Consider the following 16,179-nt stretch of genomic DNA (forward strand, 5'->3'; position numbering starts at 1 on the left):
CCCTCCCACCGACCCGAGGTACGCACACCATGAACCGTCCCGAAGAGATCGGCTACGCGGACGAACTGCTCGCCGACGGCACCGTCCACCGCCGCTACGAGAACGGCCTGGAGGAGTGGCGCCGCCGCACCTCCGGCCACCCGCACCTCGTGCACTGGCACGACAACCGCGGTGCCTCCGGCACCGACGAGCTGCTCGGCGACCGCATCATCAAGCGCAGCCTCGCCGACGGCACCGTCACCTACGCCCGGGACATCGGCTACGGCCGCACCCTGTGGGCACGCGGCGAGCAGGTCCTGGTCAACCGGAGTTCCTTCGGCGGCCGGATGGGCGTCCTGCTCGCGGGCCTCGGGGTGGCGACCCTCGCCGTCACCGCCGCCCAGCTGCCGCCGCTGAGCATGTCCCCCGAGCAGGAGGAGGCGCTGCGCCAGCAGCAGGCGCAGGCCCAGCAGTCCGGCGGCGGAGGCGGCGACAGCAGTGGCTCGGGGTACGCCGACGACGGGTCGGAGGGGACCGACGGGTCCGGGGACGGGTCCGGCGACGGGAACGACTGGGACGCGAACTGGGACGGTGACGGGGACGCCTGGAACGACGACGACTTCGGCTGATCCGCGCCCCGGCGCGGCCGCGCCCCGGCCCCCGTCACCCGCCGCGCCCCGGCATCCGCGGCGCCCGCCGCGCGCCCGCCTCGCGCCCGGCACCACCCGCACCACCCGCACCACCCGCACGACAGCACGACCGGTTACACCAGGAGAAGGAGCAAGTTCGTGGCACGTCTGTGCGCCTGTCTGGCCGCCACCACCGGGCAGGCCCGCGCCCATCTCGACGCGATGGGCGCCCTCGGCGCCGGCCATGTCCCGGCCGAGGTCCCCGGCGCCGAGCTGTCGCTGCTCCCCGGTGAACACGGCTGCGCCGAGGGCCCGTTCACCGCGCACGGGCGGACGGCCGTCGGAGAGGTCACCCTGCACAACCGTCCGGTGCTCCTGGCCGCGCTCGCGGAGCGGGCCGTTCCCCCGCCGTCCGACTGTCCGGACGGCGAACTCCTGCTTCGCTGCTGGGCGTTGCTCGGGGACGCGGGGGTGGCCCTGGCCGAGGGAATGTTCGTGCTCGCCGTGCTCGACGGCCCCGACCTGGTCCTGATCCGTGACCACGTCGGCGCCCGCACCCTGTTCTACGCGCGGGCCGACGCCGCCTGGGCGGCTTCCACCTCGCTGCGCGCGCTGCGCCGCTGGCCCGCGCTCGGCACCTCGATGAACCTGTCCGCGGTCCGCTCCTTCCTCACCTTCGCCTATCTGCCCGGCGAGGAGACCCTGCTGACCGGCGTCCGGGAGGTGCTGCCCGGCCGGGTGCTCCGGCTGCACCGGGACGGAACGTCCACCGAGACCGTGCACTGGGAGCCCCGGGAGCGGATCGAGGACCCTCCGCCGGAGGACCCCAGCGGCCATGTCCTCGCGCTGCGGGGCCTGTTGGAGCGGGCGACGGCGAGTCGGCTGCCCGTCGCCGAGCCGGCCGCCGTGCTCCTCTCCGGCGGGATCGACAGCTCCCTGGTCACGGCCCTCGCGGCGAAACTCCACAGCCATCCGGTGCACACCTACTCGATCAGCTTCGGCGACGACCTGCCGAACGAGCTGGGCTACTCGGGTCTGGTGGCCGCTCACTGCCACACCCGCCACCGGGTCCTGAACGTCTCGGGCGCGGCCGTGGCCGCCCGGCTCGCCGAGGCGGCCGCCCTGCTCGACAGCCCCGTCGGCGACCCGCTGACCGTGCCGAACCTGATGCTCGCCGAGGCCGTGGCCGCCGACGGCGCCTCCGTGGTCCTCAACGGCGAGGGCGGGGACCCCGTCTTCGGCGGGCCGAAGAACCTGCCCATGCTGGTGCACGAGATGCACCGGACTCCGGGGGCGCCCTGGGACGAGGACCGGGCGACCGCGTATCTGCGCTCGTACCGCAAGTGCTGGACGGACCTGCCGGACCTGCTGACCGCGCCGGCGCTCGACGCCCTGCGGGACGCCCCGCCCCTGGAGCGGCACGTGGCGCCGTATCTGACGGCCGCCGGCGGCAGCCCGTACCGGATGGGGCACCTCCTCAACCAGCTGCTCCACTGCAACCTGCGGACCAAGGGCGCCCACCACATCCTCACCAAGGTGGAGCGGCTGACCTCCTCGCAGGGGGTGGAGGGCCGTTCGCCGCTCTTCGACCGGTCGGTCGTCGACCACGCCTTCGCCACCCCGCCGTCCTTCAAGCTCCGCGGTACGGCGGAGAAGTGGATCCTCAAGGAGGCGGTACGGGACCTGCTCCCGGGCACGGTGGTCGACCGGCCCAAGAGCGGGATGCGGGTGCCGGTCCAGCAGTGGCTGACGGGTCCGCTCCGCGACCTCGGCCAGGACCTCCTCCTCGGGCCCAGGTCTCTGCAGCGGGGCCTGTTCCGGCCGGAGACGGTCCGGGACTGGCTGCGGGGCGAGGGCGCTCTGCTGCCCCGGCAGGGCGGCAAGTTGTGGCTGGTGCTCACCCTGGAGCTCTGGCTGAGGTCGTACGACGTGTGAACCCGCACCACCCCGATGGACGAGAGGCCCCCGCATGACCAGCGACGCAACCGGCTCCCCCGCCGTGACCGAACTGACCGACCCCCGTACCGGGGCGCCGCGGGGTACGGCCGTGCTGTCCCGGCTGCCCGAGGTCCGGGCCGCCGTGGCCGGCGCGCGTGCCGCCCTGCCCGGCTGGAGTGCCCTGACGCCCAAGGACCGGGGTCGGCGCCTCGACCGGCTCGCGGGTCTGGTCGAGGAGCACGCGGCGGAGTACGCGGCCCGCGAGGGGGCCGGGACGGGCAAGCCGGAGGCGGAGACGGCGGGCGAGATCGAGCAGGTCGCGGACCTGTTCCGGTTCTTCGCGACGGCGGCCAGGACCCGTACGGCACCGGCCGCAGGCCTGCTGGTGGCGGGCCACGAGAGCTGGGTGCGCTGGGAGCCGGTCGGTGTGGTGGGGGTGGTCGTGCCGTGGAACTATCCGCTGCTGATGGCGGCCTGGCGGTGTGCGCCGGCCCTGGCGGCCGGGAACACGGTGGTGGCGAAGCCGGCCGAGACGACCCCGGACAGCCTGGAGCTCCTCGCGGAGCACGCCGCGCTCGCCCTGGGACCGGGGGTCCTCGTGCAGCTCCCCGGCGACCGGGAGACGGGCCGGCTGCTCGTCGAGTCGGCGGTGGACATGGTGGCGTTCACGGGTAGCGGCCGGGCCGGGGCGGATGTGGCGGTCCGCGCGGGGACGCGGCGGGTGAGTCTGGAGCTGGGCGGCAACGCTCCGGCGATCGTCCTCCCGGACGCGCCCGCCGACACCTGGGAGTCGCTCGCCGACGCCGTCACGTACAACGCGGGGCAGAGCTGCGCCGCTCCGGCACGGGTCATCACCCTGCCGGAGAACTACGAGGCCGCCGTCGCCGGACTGACGGCGGCGATGGCGGCCCGGGTGGCCGGACGGGACTTCGGCCCGCTCAACAACCCCGACCAGGCGGAGCGTTACGACCGTCTGGTCGCCGCGTCCGACGCCAAGCGGAACATCGTCGCTGACATCGCCCCGGCGCCGGGCGAGGAGGCGGGGCACTGGCGGCCGGCGCGGGTGCTCGCCGACCTCCCGGACGACGACCCGGCGGTCACCGAGGAGGTGTTCGGCCCGCTTCTCACCGTGCAGCGGGCCGACGGGTTGGCGGCCGCGCTCGCCCTGGCGAACGGTGTCCCGCAGGCCCTGGCCGCGAGCGTGTGGACCACCGACCTGACGACCGGCCTGGAACTGACGGCCGCGCTGGACGCGGGCGAGACCTGGGTCAACTGCCACCTCGTGCAGACGGCGGAACTCCCGCACGGCGGCCGCGGCGCCTCCGGCCACGGAACCGACCTGAGCACGCTGGCACTCCAGGAGTACCAGCGCCCGAAGACGGTCACGGTCCGGCTGGGACGCCGGTCCTGAGACGTCGTCTCATTCGTCGGACTGAGTGGTCTGGCTGCTCCGGTCAGCGGGGCATGCGGCGTCCCAGCTCCTGTGCCTTCTCGCGCAGACCCGCAGCCCAGGCTGCGCCTTCCGCAGGAGTGGACATCCCGGTGACGGTGGAAACCTGTACGTCTTCGAGTGGGGCTTCCGGGGCTGCTCCCTGCCGTGCCCAGTCCACCTTGATCACGGCGCGTTCTGCGAGAACGAGCACTGTGGCAGTGAAGCCTTCGGAGAGCGCGAGCCAGATGGTGTGGCTCGTTCTCCGGCCGTGCGGCCACGCGGCCGCCGGGCCGATGGCCCCGTCCCGGGCCGGGTGACGGGAGATGATGAAGGGATGACACTCTCCTTCGAAGAACTCGTCGCGGAGGCCTCCGAGGCCTCCGTCGACGGCTGGGACTTCTCCTGGCTCGACGGCCGGGCGACGGAGCAGCGGCCCTCCTGGGGATACCACCGGTTGCTCGGCGAGCGGCTCGCCCGTGCCTCGGCCGGCCTCGACGTCCAGACGGGCGGCGGGGAGGTCCTCGCCGGTGTGCCGACGCTGCCGCGGACGATGGTGGCCACCGAGTCGTGGCCCCCCAACCTCGCGCGGGCCACGGCGCTGTTGCACCCGCGGGGAGCCGCCGTCGTCGCGGATCCCGACGAGCCTCCCCTGCCCTTCGCCGACGCCGCGTTCGATCTCGTCACCAGTCGCCACCCCGTCACGGTGTGGTGGGCGGAGATCGCCCGCGTCCTGCGGCCGGGCGGCACCTATCTCGCCCAGCACGTCGGTCCCGCCAGCGTCTGGGAGCTGGTCGAGTACTTCCTGGGCCCGCAGCCGGAGACGGCCCGTCACCGGCATCCCGACGACGAGAGCGCGGCGGCGCGCGGCGCCGGTCTCGACATCGTCGATCTACGCTCCGAGCGGCTGCGGATGGAGTTCCACGACATCGGTGCCGTCGTGTGGTTCCTGCGCAAGGTCATATGGATCGTGCCGGGGTTCACGGTGGAGTCCCACCTGTCCCGGCTGCGCGCGCTCGACGCGCTGATCCGCGCGGAGGGTCCGTTCGTGGCCCACTCCGCGCGGACCCTGATCGAGGCACGCAGGCCGGAGACTGCCTAGCGTTCCAGATACGCCGCGTGGGGGACGGTGCCGGACACCAGCGGGGCCATGTGCCGGCGGTAGCGGGGTGACAGGGTTTCCAGTGAGGTGATCTTCTCCAACGGGATCCAGTCGAGGCCGATCTGGTCGATGTCCTGCTCGGTTCCGCCGACGAGTTCGGCGCTGCCTTCCACGGTGCAGAGGAAGACGACTTCGACCCGGTGGAAGTTCTCCGAGCTGATCACACCGGGGTCCTCCGTCCAGCCCTCCAGGACCCAGAGCAGCGGGCCGACCCGCACGGTCAGCCCGGTCTCCTCGCGTACCTCGCGGCGGAGCGCGTCGGGCAGCAGCTCGCCGGTCTCCTGGCCGCCTCCGGGGAGGAAATGGCACTCTCGGCCGTTCCAGAGGTTCCGGGTGAGCAGGACGGACCCCTCGTGGAGGACGACGGCCTTCGCGGAGTTGCGGATACGGGTGGGGACGGTCATACGGGTCTCCTCGGTCCGGGCGGTCGGCCACCCCGGCAGCATGCCCACCCCGTCCTGCGGCATGCCGCTCCCCCACCGACCGCGGGGCGGAGGCCCGCCGACCGGGAGGGTCAGAAGACCGACAGGCCCGTGATGGTCGTGAAGCGGTCGAGGGCGGTCACGCCGGCCACCGAGTTGCCCCGTTCGTCGAGACCCGGGCTCCAGACGCAGAGGGTGCAGCGGCCCGGCACGACGGCGACAACCGCTCCGCCGACGCCGCTCTTGCCCGGGAGACCCACCCGGTAGGCGAAGTCACCGGCCGCGTCGTACGTACCGCAGGTGAGCATGACGGCGTTGACCTGCTTGGCCTGGCTGCGGGTCAGCACCCGTGAGCCGTCGGCGCGCAGGCCGTGGCGGGCCAGGAAGCCGGTGGCCAGGGCCAGGTCGGCGCAGGACGCTTCGAGGGAGCACTGGCGGAAGTACTCGCGGAGCAGGTCGGGCACCGGTCCCGTGATGTTGCCGTAGGAGGCTATGAAGTGGGCGAGGGCCGCGTTGCGGTCGCCGTGGGCGGCTTCCGACGCGGCCACGTCGGTGTCGAAGTCCAGGTCCTGGTTGCCGCTCTCGGCGCGCAGGAAGGCGAGGAGGCTGCCCGAGGCGTCGCCGGTCAGCCGGTGCAGGCGGTCGGTGACGACGAGCGCGCCGGCGTTGATGAACGGGTTGCGGGGGATGCCGTTCTCGTACTCCAGCTGGACCAGGGAGTTGAACGGGTCGCCGGAGGGTTCCCGGCCGACATGGGCCCAGAGCGCGTCGCCCTCTCCGGCGAGGGCGAGCGCGAGGGTGAAGACCTTGGTGACGGACTGGGTGGAGAAGGGCCGCCGCCAGTCCCCCACCCCGTAGACCGTGCCGTCGAGTTCCGCCACGGCCATGCCGAAGTCGGTGGGGTCGCCGGCGGCGAGCGCGGGGATGTAGTCGGCCGGGGTGCCCCGGTCGGCGAGCTCGGCGATCTCCTCGGCGATGCGGTCGAGGACGGGCTGGAAGGAGGTGGTGGCGTTCGTGGTCACGCGTGGTCCCGTGGTCCCCGGTCCTCGGCGGCCTGCCGGAGGGCGGTCCGGTCCTCGGCGGCCTGCCGGAGGGCGGTCCGGTCCTCGGCGGCCTGCCGGAGGGCGGTCCGGTCCTCGGCGGCCTGCCGGAGGGCGGTCCGGTCGTCGGCGGCCTGCCGGTTCGCCTCGTCCTGCCGGGCGGCGGCGAGGCCGAGGTCGCCGCCGGCCGGTACGGCGAAGGAGCGGGCGACGGCCTCGTCCGTGACCTCGGGGAGCGTGGCCGGGGTCCAGCGGGGGTTCCGGTCCTTGTCGACGACCTGGGCGCGGATGCCCTCGACGAGGTCGGGGGTGGTCAGGGCGGCGCAGGAGACGCGGAACTCCAGGTCCAGGACCTCTTCAAGGGTCGCGAGGGCCCGCGAGCGGCGCAGGGTGGCCAGGGTCGCCTTGAGGGCGGTCGGGGACTTCGCGAGCAGGGTGGTGGCCGCCTCCTTGGCGGCGGGCACGCCGGTGTCGAAGAGGCGCTCCACGACGGTCTCGACGGTCTCGGCGAGGTAGCAGGCGTCGATCCAGGCCCGCTGCTCGGCGAGGACGCCGGGCGGCGGCGTGGCGGTGTGCCGGGCGACGGCCTCCTCGGCCGGAAGCCGGGTCAGGTCGTGGACCAGGGCGGGCAGTTCGGCGGAGGGGACGAAGTGGTCGGCGAGGCCGGTGAGGATCGTGTCGGCGGCGCCGACGTGGCCGCCGGTGAGGGCGAGATGGGTGCCGAGCTCGCCGGGGGCGCGCCCGAGGAGGTACGTGCCGCCGACGTCGGGGACGAATCCGATGCCGGTCTCCGGCATGGCGACCCGTGAGCGTTCGGTGACGACGCGGACGGAGCCGTGCGCGGAGACGCCGACGCCGCCGCCCATGACGATGCCGTCCATGAGGGCGACGTACGGCTTCGGGTAGCGGGCGATACGGGCGTTGAGCCGGTACTCGTCGCGCCAGAAGGCCGCGGAGGCGGAGCCGCCGGCGCTCGCGTCGTCGTGGATGGCCCGGATGTCGCCGCCGGCGCAGAGCCCGCGCTCCCCCGCGCCCTCGATGACGACGGTCGTGACGGCGGGGTCGTGCTCCCACTCGGTCAGGGCCGCGTCGAGGGCGAGGACCATGGTGTGGGTGAGCGCGTTGATGGCGCGGGGGCGGTTCAGGGTGAGGAAGCCGGCCCGGCCCTCCGTCCGGAGGAGTACGTCGGCGGTTCCGGTCGGCACGTTCACTCGGTCCCTTCGGTGGCGCGGGGCGCTGTCGCGATCACCGTACCGGGCGGGCCGGGACGCGGCCCAGGTGGATCCGGGGGTCGCGCCGCTCATCCGCTCCGGTCGCGCCGGTCACCGGATCGGTCGCCCGGTCGCCGGATCGGTCGCGGTCTATGTCGCCGGATCGGTCGCCGGGTCAGTCGCCGAAGAGGAGGGAGTCGATGCCCCGGCGGACGCCCGGGGTGTCGTGCGCGTGGCGGGCGGCGAGCAGGGTGCCCGCGACGTACGGGTCGGGGTCGGTGCCCGGGTCGTGGCGCAGGACGAGCCGCTCGCCGGGGCCGCCGAAGACGACCTCGGTGGTGACGGAGTAGCTGGGCAGCCGGACGGAGTGGACGCGGGTGCCGGCGATGTCGGCACCGCGTGCCTCGACGGGTCCGTGGAGGTCCTGGAGCGGGACGGCGGGGGCGGGGGTACGGACGGCGCCGAGCGTCTCGGCGAGTTCCCGGGCGGTGCCGCTGGGGACGTCGGGCTTGGTGGCGCTCGCGTAGTCGATGATCTCCCAGTGGTCGAGGTGCTCGGCGGCGAGGGCGGCGGAGCGGCGCAGGAGGGCGGCCATGATCGAGAAGTTGCCCGCGGCGATGACACCGACGCCGTGGGTGCGGGCGAGGGCGTCGAGCTCCGTGTAGTCGTCGGCGGTGAGGCCGCTGGAGCCGACGACGACGTGGACTCCGGCCCGGACCGCGGTCAGGACGTTCTCCTTGACGGCGGCGGCGCTGGTGTAGTCGATGAGGAGGTCGACGGGGGCGGCTGCGAGGGCTTCGGCGACCGTCGCGTGGACCGTGCCGTCGGAGCGGGAGCCGGCGGCGTCCGCGAGGCTCCGGCCGGCCGCCGAGCGGGAGACGCCGGCGGTGAGGGTGAGGTCGTCGGCCGCGTCGAGGGCGGCGACGAGAGGCGGCGCGGTCCAGCCGGTGACGCCGGCGAAGCAGACGTTGATCATGCCGGTCACTGTAGGCGCGGGGAGGCGCCGGGAGCGGGAGGACGGGAGGCGCCGGGAGCGGGAGGACGGGAGGCCCCGCGGCGGGGAGGAGGGCGGGTGGACAGGGGGGCGGGAAGGACTCATCCGCTTCTCGCGGATCCTGATTGCACGGTGCACGGTCCTGTGACGGCCGCTACCCCGCGTCCTCATATGTCGAGTCCTTCCCGTCCCTTCCATGGAACCACCGCTCCGGCGGGGGCGCGAGCGCCCGCCGGAGCGGTGCCGGAAGGGGTTCAGGCCGGGAGCAGATCCTGCGGAACGCGCACCTGGCGGGGTGTGGACAGGCGGAGTTCGATGATGTCGCGGACGGTCGGCCACTCCTCGTCGAGGACCGAGTAGAAGGCCGTGTCGCGGACGGCTCCGTCGAGCCCGCGGGAGTGGGCGCGACGGACTCCTTCGCAGCTCGCTCCGAGGCGCTCGATCGCGATTCTGGAGCGGGTGTTGCGGGCGTCCGCGCGCATCGTGATGCGGCGCACGCCCCAGGCTTCGAAGGCATGCCGGAGCATGAGGTACTTGGCCTCGGTGTTGATGCCGGTACCCCGGGCGTCGCCCGCGATCCAGGTGTTGCCGATCTCGGCGGCGTCCGGCACGGAGGTCAGCGGATCTCCGTGGGGCATGCCGGGGACGGGCGGCCAGACCAGCGGCCCCCGCCAGTAGTCGAGTTCGAGGAAACGGGTCGAACCGATGACTCGCTCGTCGGCCGTACTGACCAGGGCGAAGGGCAGGGATCTTCCTGCCGCCTGCTCGGTCAGGGCACGGGCGATGTAGTCGAGGGCCGATTCGAAGCCGTCGGGTACGGGGGTGAAGGCGTAGGCCGATCGGTCCGCCCCGCCGGCCCGGGCGAGGGCTTCGGCGTGCCGCATCGCCAGCGGCTCCAGGCGCACGGAGCGCCCGGTCAGGAGAACAGGTACTGGCACGGAACCTCGGGTCTTTCACGGGCAGGGAAAGCTTCCGCCGAGGGGTCGCCGCGGCGGCAGCAGGAGGGAGGTTCTCGCCGGTGCCGACCACGTCAAGAGAGCGACAAATAAGCAGGTAAAACGGTTCGTCACCGGTGGCGAGGAGGACAGTATGCAGCCACAAGCGCTCGGAGAACAGAACCCCCGGCGAACCCGGGTACACGCCTGGGTGAAGGCTGGCGCGCGCCCGGGTGGACCGGTCTCAAGCAACGGACGGAGCCGCCCGCCAGTCGGACGGCCGGAGGGCCCGGAAAGGGGTCAGACGCAGGTGGGATGGCCCCAGCCGTCGGGGTTCTTCGCGATGGTCTCGCCCTTGTCGTAGGCCTTGCCGCAGCGGCAGCGGCCCGAGAATCTCGCCTTCAGGGTGCCGCCGGACGGGCGAGTCCGGCGGGCGGCCGAACCGCCGCCGGAGCCACCGGAGGAAGCGGCCGACGAGGCGCCCGCGGAGCCGGACGGCGCTGAGGAGCGCGCGCGGGGCGCGGAGGCGCGTGTCGGGGCTTCGGGGGGCGGCAGCGGGGCTCCGGCGTCGGAGCCCGTGGGCTCCTGCGTACGGGCGGTGTGGCTGGCCGCGCGGTCGGCCGCGTCGTTGAGGGGGTCGCCGTCGACCTGGTGCGCGGGGACGTAGACGAAGTCGACGTCCCGGCCGGTGAGGAGCGCGTCGATCCGGACGACCAGGTCCTTGTTGGCCACGGGGCTGCCGGAGGACGTCTTCCAGCCCTTGCGACGCCAGCCGGGCAGCCAGGTCGTGACGGCCTTCATGGCGTACTGGGAGTCCATCCGGACCTCGACCGGCACCGCCGGGTCGAGGGTTTCGAGCAGCCGTTCAAGGGCCGTGAGTTCGGCCACGTTGTTGGTCGCGCGGCCGAGCGGGCCGGCCTCCCAGCGGTCGATCGCTCCGTCGGTGCGGCCGATGACCCATGCCCAGGCCGCGGGCCCGGGGTTTCCCTTCGACGCGCCGTCGCACGCCGCGATGATCTTTTCCAACATCCCACGATCCTGACACGGCGGCGGGGGTGGGCGGTCCCACCCCCGCGGCGCCGGCCGTCGTGGGTCAGAAGTCGCCGTAGTTGACCTGCCAGGTGGGCAGGCCCATCCGGCGCCAGAGGGCGACGACGCGGTCACGGTCGTCGAGCGAGACGCGGACGTTGTACCGGTGGCGCACCTGGGCGTCGAAGAGCTCGGCCTTCACGAGGTCGTCGCCGCGGCCGTCGCCGGACGCCCGCATCCACAGTTCGTCGTACGGCACCTCGTGGTGGGCGAGCCAGGACTCGGTGATCGCGCGGTGGTCCTCGCTCCGGCCGGACAGCAGCACGATCCGGTCCCGCTCGGTGTGGCGGAAGGCGCGCAGGGCGTCCCGCACCGAGACGTTGAGCAGGTCGCGGTCGCAGTACCTGAAGTCGTACGGGCCCCGGTTCACGCGCAGGGCGAGGGTGCCGTCGATGTCGCACATGACGGCGGTGGGGAGGCTCGGGTCGGGGACGTAGGGCTCGCCGACCGTGGGGCGGTCGTTGAGCCAGTCCGCGGTGAGCCGCCAGCCGCCACGGGTGGCCTTGGCGTGCTTCTCGGCGAGGATGCGGATGATCTCCTCGCCGACGGGCCGCTCGCGGGCGGCGTCGCGGCGCACGCACTCGTCGACGGGGACGTCGGTGAAGTCGTGGACGGCGAAGGTGGCGAGGCCGCCCACGGCGGCCTTCAGCCGCTTCGGGATGTGCGGGGTCAGATGGGTGTTGTCGACGACGACGTCGAAGCCGTCGTCGACGGCGGCGCGGACGGCGGAGTCCTGGATGCCGAGTACGGTCTGCTCGTGCTTGTGGGACCGGCCGCGGTCCGGCGACGGGACGTCGAGCATGGAGCGGAGGTCGTCGAGGTTGACGCGCCGCACGCGTCCCTCGGCGGCCGCCTGGAGGGCGCGGGCGGCCGTCGTCTTCCCGGAGGCCGGGAGGCCGGTCATGACATGGACGACAGGCACGGTCAGTTCTCCTGGTCGTGGGCGAAGGGGTCGGTGGCCTCGGGGCGCAGCTGGCGCCAGAGGAGGAGGTCGGTGGGGCGCCCGTCGAGGCGCAGGAACAGGGCGGCGCGCAGGCCTCGGTCGGGCACCCCGGCCGCGGCGCGGGCGAAGGCGCCCCGGTCGCCTGCGAGGTGGGCCAGGCGCACGTACGCCTCGTCGACGGCCCGCTCGCGCTCGGCGGCCGCGGCTTCGAGGCCGCCGATCACCTCGCGCACCCAGGCGTCGAACTCGTCCGGCACCTGCTCGAGGAGGGCGTCCAGCGGCTTGCCGCCGTCGGCCTCGACCTCGGTCACGGAGCAGCCGAGGCCCTTGGCGAGTTCGCCGGCCGGGAGGGAGGCGAAGCGCTGGATGCCGTGGCCGCGCCAGATGTCGCGCTCGGTGACACCGGTGAGCACCTTGTGGAGGCGTACGTACTCGGCGAGCTTGGCCTTGGCCCGCAGGCCGGAGGCGAAGCGCAGGACGAAGCCCTCGGCGTCGGTGCCGGTGGCCCGGTGGCCGCCGGGGAGGGTGTTGGACTCGGTCAGGGCGACGAGCTCGGCGATGTCCATCGCGGGCCAGGTGCGGACGACGGAGCCGACGGGCTGCCAGCCGGTGGCGGCCTCGGCGAGCGGCACCTCGGTGCCGTCCCGGCCGAAGGCGGCGAGCAGGACGAGGTCGCGGCGCTCGCCGTAGTTCACGACGATGCGGTTGCCCGGGTAGAGGATCTCGGCGAGGTACGTGACGCCGGGCGTCAGGCCCGCCGTGTCGGCCGCGTCGAGCCGGCGCTGCGCCCAGGTGGCCTGGGTGCTGGTGAAGGAGCCCTTGGAGGCGACGTGCCAGCGGCCGTCGTAGTGGAAGAGCACGCCGAGACTGCCGTCGACCTTGTCGTACACCTCGAAGGGCTCGTCGGGGAGCGGCGGCGCGTAGGGGCGGCCGACGGCGTGCTCGGCGATGTTGAAGAACTTGGGGAGGGGGAGCGCGACGATCCGTCCGGTGGCGTCGTCGGCGACGAGTCCGCGGCAGCGTGTGGTCACCCGGTTCCAGAGCTGGGCGTACTGGCACGCGCGCGTGTACGTGTAGATCGACAGCGGCAGCTCGGGGTGCCGCTTGCGCGTGACGTGCCCGTCCGTGAGTGCGGCGGCGAGCTCGTCGGACGGCATCAGGTCGTGCAGAGTCAGGGTCGCCTGGCTCATGGGGTCCCTCCCGGGTGTTCGGTGATCCATTCTCTGCGGTCGGAGGAGTGGGAGGACAGCGAATATCCGGCGCGGCGGGGCGCGGCGGGGTGGTGTGCGGGGGCTCGCTCCGGGGTGTGTCGGTGGTGCCCCGTAGACTCGCCGTCTCCCCGTCGGTGACGTCACCGGCGCAGACGAAGGAAGCGAGCCCCATGAACCACGCGGACGGCACGGCACCGATCTACGCCGAGCTCATACGGGAGCGGGGGGATGTTCCGGGTGACGTCCGCCAGGTCGCCGAGGAGGTTCTGCGGGACCTGAGCCGGGTCATCCAGGTGCCGCCGCAGGGGGTCCAGGGACCGCAGCAGGGCGTCGTCGCGCACGCGGGAGCGGGCGCGCACCAGGGGGCGCACCAGGGCGCCGTCGTCCTCGCGCACCAGGGCGGCGTCCAGCACTCCGGCGTCGGTGGCCCGATGGGCGTCGGCGGGCCCGCGGGTGTCGTGGGCCAGGCGGGCGCCGTCCTGCCGCAGCGGCCGATGCGCTAGCCGACCGTTCCGGGGCCGTCCGTCACGCTTCCGGCCGGCCCCGGCCCTTCGGCCCGTTTCCGGTCGTCGCCCCGGCCCCCGTCTGCCCTGTTCCCCGTCGGCTCCGTTCCCCGTCGTCGACCCGGCCCCGGCCGCCCCGATCCCGCTCGGCGCCCCGGCCCGACCGCCCCGATCCCGCTCGGCGCCCCGGCCCGACCGCCCGTTTCCGGGCGTTGTCAGTGCCGTAAGCCATGCTGCTGCGATCGGCCCGTGCCGCAGTGGGGCGGGCCACGTACGGACGACTGGGGATGGCGACATGGCCGAGGTTCTGCTCTTCCACCACTCGCTCGGGCTGACCGAGGGAGTCGGCGCGTTCGCCGAGGAGCTGCGGCGGGCGGGGCACACGGTGCACACACCAGATCTGTACGAGGGCAGGACCTTCACCGACCTCGAGGCCGGCGTCGGCCACGCCCAGGAGATCGGCTTCGACACGCTCGTGGCGCGCGGTGAGCAGGCGGCCTCGGAGCTGCCCGAGGCCCTCGTCTACGCCGGGTTCTCGCTCGGTGTGCTGCCCGCCCAGAGGCTGGCGCAGACCCGGGCCGGGGCGCTCGGCGCCGTGCTGTTCAGCGCCTGCGTGCCGGTGTCGGAGTTCGGCGCGGCCTGGCCGGAGGGCGTCCCCGCGCAGGTGCACGGGATGGACGCCGACCCCTTCTTCGTCGACGAGGGCGATCTGGCGGCCGCCCGCGCGCTGGTGGCGGACGCTGCGGACCGGAGACTCTTCCTGTACCCGGGGAGCGCGCATCTGTTCGCCGAGCGCGGGGCGCCGTCCTTCGTGCCGGAGGCGGCCGCGCTGTGCCTGGAGCGGGCGGTCTGCTTCCTGGACGCCGTCAAGCGCTGAAGCGGCGGACGTAGCGGCGCTGCCAGGGGGTCTCGACGGCGTGCCGGTCGTAGTGACGGCGGACGTGGTCGACGGCCTCGTCGGCCGGGACCCCGTCGAGGACGGCGAGGCAGGCCAGGGCGGTGCCGGTGCGGCCCCGCCCGCCTCCGCAGGCGATCTCGACCCGTTCGTCCGCAGCGCGTCCCCAGGCCTCGGTGAGGACGGCTCGTGCGGTGTCCCGGTCCGTGGGGAGGCGGAAGTCCGGCCATCGGAGCCACACCGACTCCCACGGGACCTCGGGCGGCCTCTTGCCGAGCAGATGGACCGCGTAGGTCGGCCGGGGCCCCCCGGGAAGCGGGCGGCGCAGGGCGCGGCCGCGTACCAGCCGTCCGGAGGGAAGTCTCAGGACGCCGGGGGCCGACTCCTGCCAGGGTTCGGTCATCCCGTCACCGTAGGGGCAGACGGGGCTCGGGGGACAGCATCGGGATCACTTCGGGGTCAGCCGATCGGTCGACCCCGGTGTCGTCCGTCCCGCCCTCGGGCCGGGGCCGGCCGTCGGACCGTACACGGCCGTGCGCGGGCGGAGGATCGGTGCAGGGTGCGGCCCGTCCTCGGACGGGGCCGCCCGTGTCCGCCGTACCGAGGAGTCCGTCATGACGAAGTACCGCCGTGCGTCCCGTACCGCCCGGGTGCTCCTGCCCGGAGCCGTGGCCGTGGTCCTGCTCGCCGGGTGCGCTCAGGGGTCCGGAGGGGCGGCCTCCGCGACGGGACCGACGTCGTCGGCCGGGGTGTCCCCCACCGGTGCGCCGCCCACCGCCGGCTCCTCCGTCACCGTGACACCCGCCCCGGCCGGCAGGCCCGCGCCGGGCACGCTCCTGGTCGCCGACTTCGGCTCCGACACGGTGACCTTCGTCGACCCCGCCCGGGGTGCCACCGGCTCGGTGAAGGTCGGCACCGCTCCCTACGGTCTGGTCCTCGGCAAGGACGGGCGGGCCTGGGTGGCGACCGCCGAGGGCGTCGCGGTCGTGGACACGACGACCCGGCAGCGGCTCGCGCTCATCCCGTACGAGACGGACACGGGTCCGGTGACCACGGGCGAGTACCGGGGCGGCGGCATGGGCATCGCCCTCGCGCCGGACGGGCGCCGGGTGTACGTGGGGGTCAATGTGCCCGGCGGGAACGGCACCCTGGAGGTGATCGACACGACGGCCCTGCGGGTCACGGACACGGTGCCGGTCGGCCGGCGCCCCTTCGACGTGGACGTCTCGCGTGACGGCGCCGAGGTGTACGCGACGAACCACGACTCCTTCGACGTCACGGTCGTCGACGCGGGGACGTGGGAGTCGCGCCGGGTGGAGGTCGCCCCGTACGGCACGGAGGGCGGGCTCGGTTCCTGGCTGAAGCCGCACTACACGGCCGTGCGCCCCTCGGACGGCAAGCTGCTGCTGCCCTTCGAGGGCGAGCGGCTCGCGGTCGTCGACCCGCGGACCGGCCGGACGACCATCGAGCCGATGACCGCGAACACCCACCAGCACGGTGCCGCGGTGACCGCCGACGGCACGCTCCTGACGGTGGGCACGGGACCGATCGACCCGGACGAGGACGAGGGGCCCTCCCTGACGGTCAGGACCCCCGGCGGCGCCGAGCGGGTCTACCCCCTGGAGGGGCCGCACGAGGACGTGGCGGTCTCCGAGGACGGGCGCACCGCCTATGTGACCGGCGGGTTCACCCGCGACGGGTACTGGGACGGCCTGAGCGTCGTCGACCTCGAAACGGGTGACGTCCGCAGGCTGGAGGCGGGTTCGCGGCCGCTGGGGGTGGTGGTCCTCTGACCCCGT

At 74.0% G+C, this 16,179-nt stretch carries 17 protein-coding genes; 7 read left to right on the top strand and 10 right to left on the bottom strand.

Annotated elements, in window-relative coordinates:
* Nucleotides 1-29 precede the first annotated feature (29 nt).
* From E0F75_RS02915 to E0F75_RS02925, 3 genes are all read left to right on the top strand, one after another.
* Nucleotides 30-608 (top strand): hypothetical protein, encoded by a 579-nt coding sequence (locus E0F75_RS02915; protein ID WP_187620812.1) that lies wholly within the window; start codon nucleotides 30-32, stop codon nucleotides 606-608.
* Between the two features lie 159 nt (nucleotides 609-767).
* Complete coding sequence (locus E0F75_RS02920) at nucleotides 768-2,543, top strand: asparagine synthetase B (protein ID WP_187620813.1); 1,776 nt, start codon at nucleotides 768-770, stop codon at nucleotides 2,541-2,543.
* Nucleotides 2,544-2,577: 34 nt separating this feature from the next.
* Complete coding sequence (locus E0F75_RS02925; protein ID WP_187620814.1) at nucleotides 2,578-3,957, top strand: aldehyde dehydrogenase family protein; 1,380 nt, start codon at nucleotides 2,578-2,580, stop codon at nucleotides 3,955-3,957.
* 43 nt (nucleotides 3,958-4,000) lie between these two features.
* Here the strand turns inward: E0F75_RS02925 and E0F75_RS40335 are convergent, their stop codons facing one another.
* Entirely contained in the window at nucleotides 4,001-4,429 is a 429-nt protein-coding gene (locus tag E0F75_RS40335; protein WP_308189536.1) for a DUF6086 family protein, read from the bottom strand.
* Here E0F75_RS40335 and E0F75_RS02935 point away from each other — a divergent pair.
* Nucleotides 4,313-5,077, top strand: a complete 765-nt coding sequence (locus tag E0F75_RS02935) for a class I SAM-dependent methyltransferase (RefSeq protein WP_187620815.1) — start codon at nucleotides 4,313-4,315, stop codon at nucleotides 5,075-5,077. The two genes, E0F75_RS40335 and E0F75_RS02935, sit on opposite strands and share 117 nt — an antisense overlap.
* Here the strand turns inward: E0F75_RS02935 and E0F75_RS02940 are convergent.
* The 8 genes from E0F75_RS02940 to E0F75_RS02975 form a co-directional block, all read right to left on the bottom strand.
* Nucleotides 5,074-5,541, bottom strand: a complete 468-nt coding sequence (locus E0F75_RS02940; RefSeq protein WP_187620816.1) for an NUDIX domain-containing protein — start codon at nucleotides 5,539-5,541, stop codon at nucleotides 5,074-5,076. The genes E0F75_RS02935 and E0F75_RS02940 overlap by 4 nt on opposite strands.
* Nucleotides 5,542-5,651: 110 nt before the next feature.
* On the bottom strand, nucleotides 5,652-6,581 hold the full coding sequence (locus E0F75_RS02945; protein WP_187620817.1) for a glutaminase: 930 nt from the start codon (nucleotides 6,579-6,581) through the stop codon (nucleotides 5,652-5,654).
* Nucleotides 6,578-7,804 carry an enoyl-CoA hydratase/isomerase family protein gene (locus tag E0F75_RS02950; protein WP_374115358.1) on the bottom strand — a complete coding sequence of 409 codons (1,227 nt, stop codon included), beginning with the start codon at nucleotides 7,802-7,804 and terminating at the stop codon, nucleotides 6,578-6,580. Before E0F75_RS02950 ends, E0F75_RS02945 begins: the two co-directional genes overlap by 4 nt.
* A gap of 181 nt (nucleotides 7,805-7,985) precedes the next feature.
* Nucleotides 7,986-8,786 carry a 4-hydroxy-tetrahydrodipicolinate reductase gene (gene dapB / locus E0F75_RS02955; protein WP_187620819.1) on the bottom strand — a complete coding sequence of 267 codons (801 nt, stop codon included), beginning with the start codon at nucleotides 8,784-8,786 and terminating at the stop codon, nucleotides 7,986-7,988.
* A 272-nt stretch (nucleotides 8,787-9,058) separates the two neighbouring features.
* Entirely contained in the window at nucleotides 9,059-9,742 is a 684-nt protein-coding gene (locus E0F75_RS02960) for a GNAT family N-acetyltransferase (protein ID WP_187620820.1), read from the bottom strand.
* Between the two features lie 297 nt (nucleotides 9,743-10,039).
* Nucleotides 10,040-10,768: a ribonuclease H gene (locus E0F75_RS02965; protein WP_187620821.1), complete on the bottom strand. Its 729-nt coding sequence runs from the start codon at nucleotides 10,766-10,768 to the stop codon at nucleotides 10,040-10,042.
* A gap of 64 nt (nucleotides 10,769-10,832) precedes the next feature.
* On the bottom strand, nucleotides 10,833-11,750 hold the full coding sequence (locus E0F75_RS02970; RefSeq protein WP_229312451.1) for an AAA family ATPase: 918 nt from the start codon (nucleotides 11,748-11,750) through the stop codon (nucleotides 10,833-10,835).
* 2 nt (nucleotides 11,751-11,752) lie between these two features.
* A complete protein-coding gene (locus tag E0F75_RS02975) occupies nucleotides 11,753-12,961 on the bottom strand; it encodes an RNA ligase (protein WP_187620822.1) in 1,209 nt (402 codons plus the stop codon).
* A gap of 191 nt (nucleotides 12,962-13,152) precedes the next feature.
* Here E0F75_RS02975 and E0F75_RS02980 point away from each other — a divergent pair, with 191 nt between their 5' ends.
* Together E0F75_RS02980 and E0F75_RS02985 are read left to right on the top strand one after the other, a co-directional pair.
* Entirely contained in the window at nucleotides 13,153-13,485 is a 333-nt protein-coding gene (locus tag E0F75_RS02980; RefSeq protein ID WP_187621040.1) for a hypothetical protein, read from the top strand.
* A 295-nt stretch (nucleotides 13,486-13,780) separates the two neighbouring features.
* Nucleotides 13,781-14,362, top strand: coding sequence for a dienelactone hydrolase family protein (locus E0F75_RS02985; protein ID WP_187620823.1), 582 nt, complete (start codon nucleotides 13,781-13,783; stop codon nucleotides 14,360-14,362).
* Here the strand turns inward: E0F75_RS02985 and E0F75_RS02990 are convergent.
* On the bottom strand, nucleotides 14,352-14,783 hold the full coding sequence (locus E0F75_RS02990) for a protein phosphatase (RefSeq protein ID WP_187620824.1): 432 nt from the start codon (nucleotides 14,781-14,783) through the stop codon (nucleotides 14,352-14,354). The two genes, E0F75_RS02985 and E0F75_RS02990, sit on opposite strands and share 11 nt — an antisense overlap.
* Nucleotides 14,784-14,994: 211 nt before the next feature.
* Between E0F75_RS02990 and E0F75_RS02995 the strand changes: the two genes are divergently transcribed.
* A complete protein-coding gene (locus tag E0F75_RS02995) occupies nucleotides 14,995-16,173 on the top strand; it encodes a YncE family protein (protein WP_187620825.1) in 1,179 nt (392 codons plus the stop codon).
* Nucleotides 16,174-16,179: the final 6 nt, after the last annotated feature.

Source organism: Streptomyces sp. CB02980, from assembly GCF_014451325.2.
In the GTDB taxonomy this organism is placed as follows: Bacteria; Actinomycetota; Actinomycetes; order Streptomycetales; family Streptomycetaceae; genus Streptomyces.

Coding starts and splice junctions, on each gene's coding strand:
- E0F75_RS02995 (WP_187620825.1), top strand. CDS start 14,995: ATGACGAAGTACCGCCGTGCGTCCCGTACCGCCCGGGTGCTCCTGCCC.
- E0F75_RS02990 (WP_187620824.1), bottom strand. CDS start 14,783: ATGACCGAACCCTGGCAGGAGTCGGCCCCCGGCGTCCTGAGACTTCCC.
- E0F75_RS02985 (WP_187620823.1), top strand. CDS start 13,781: ATGGCCGAGGTTCTGCTCTTCCACCACTCGCTCGGGCTGACCGAGGGA.
- E0F75_RS02980 (WP_187621040.1), top strand. CDS start 13,153: ATGAACCACGCGGACGGCACGGCACCGATCTACGCCGAGCTCATACGG.
- E0F75_RS02925 (WP_187620814.1), top strand. CDS start 2,578: ATGACCAGCGACGCAACCGGCTCCCCCGCCGTGACCGAACTGACCGAC.
- E0F75_RS02915 (WP_187620812.1), top strand. CDS start 30: ATGAACCGTCCCGAAGAGATCGGCTACGCGGACGAACTGCTCGCCGAC.
- E0F75_RS02965 (WP_187620821.1), bottom strand. CDS start 10,768: ATGTTGGAAAAGATCATCGCGGCGTGCGACGGCGCGTCGAAGGGAAAC.
- E0F75_RS02935 (WP_187620815.1), top strand. CDS start 4,313: ATGACACTCTCCTTCGAAGAACTCGTCGCGGAGGCCTCCGAGGCCTCC.
- E0F75_RS02940 (WP_187620816.1), bottom strand. CDS start 5,541: ATGACCGTCCCCACCCGTATCCGCAACTCCGCGAAGGCCGTCGTCCTC.
- E0F75_RS02975 (WP_187620822.1), bottom strand. CDS start 12,961: ATGAGCCAGGCGACCCTGACTCTGCACGACCTGATGCCGTCCGACGAG.
- dapB (WP_187620819.1), bottom strand. CDS start 8,786: ATGATCAACGTCTGCTTCGCCGGCGTCACCGGCTGGACCGCGCCGCCT.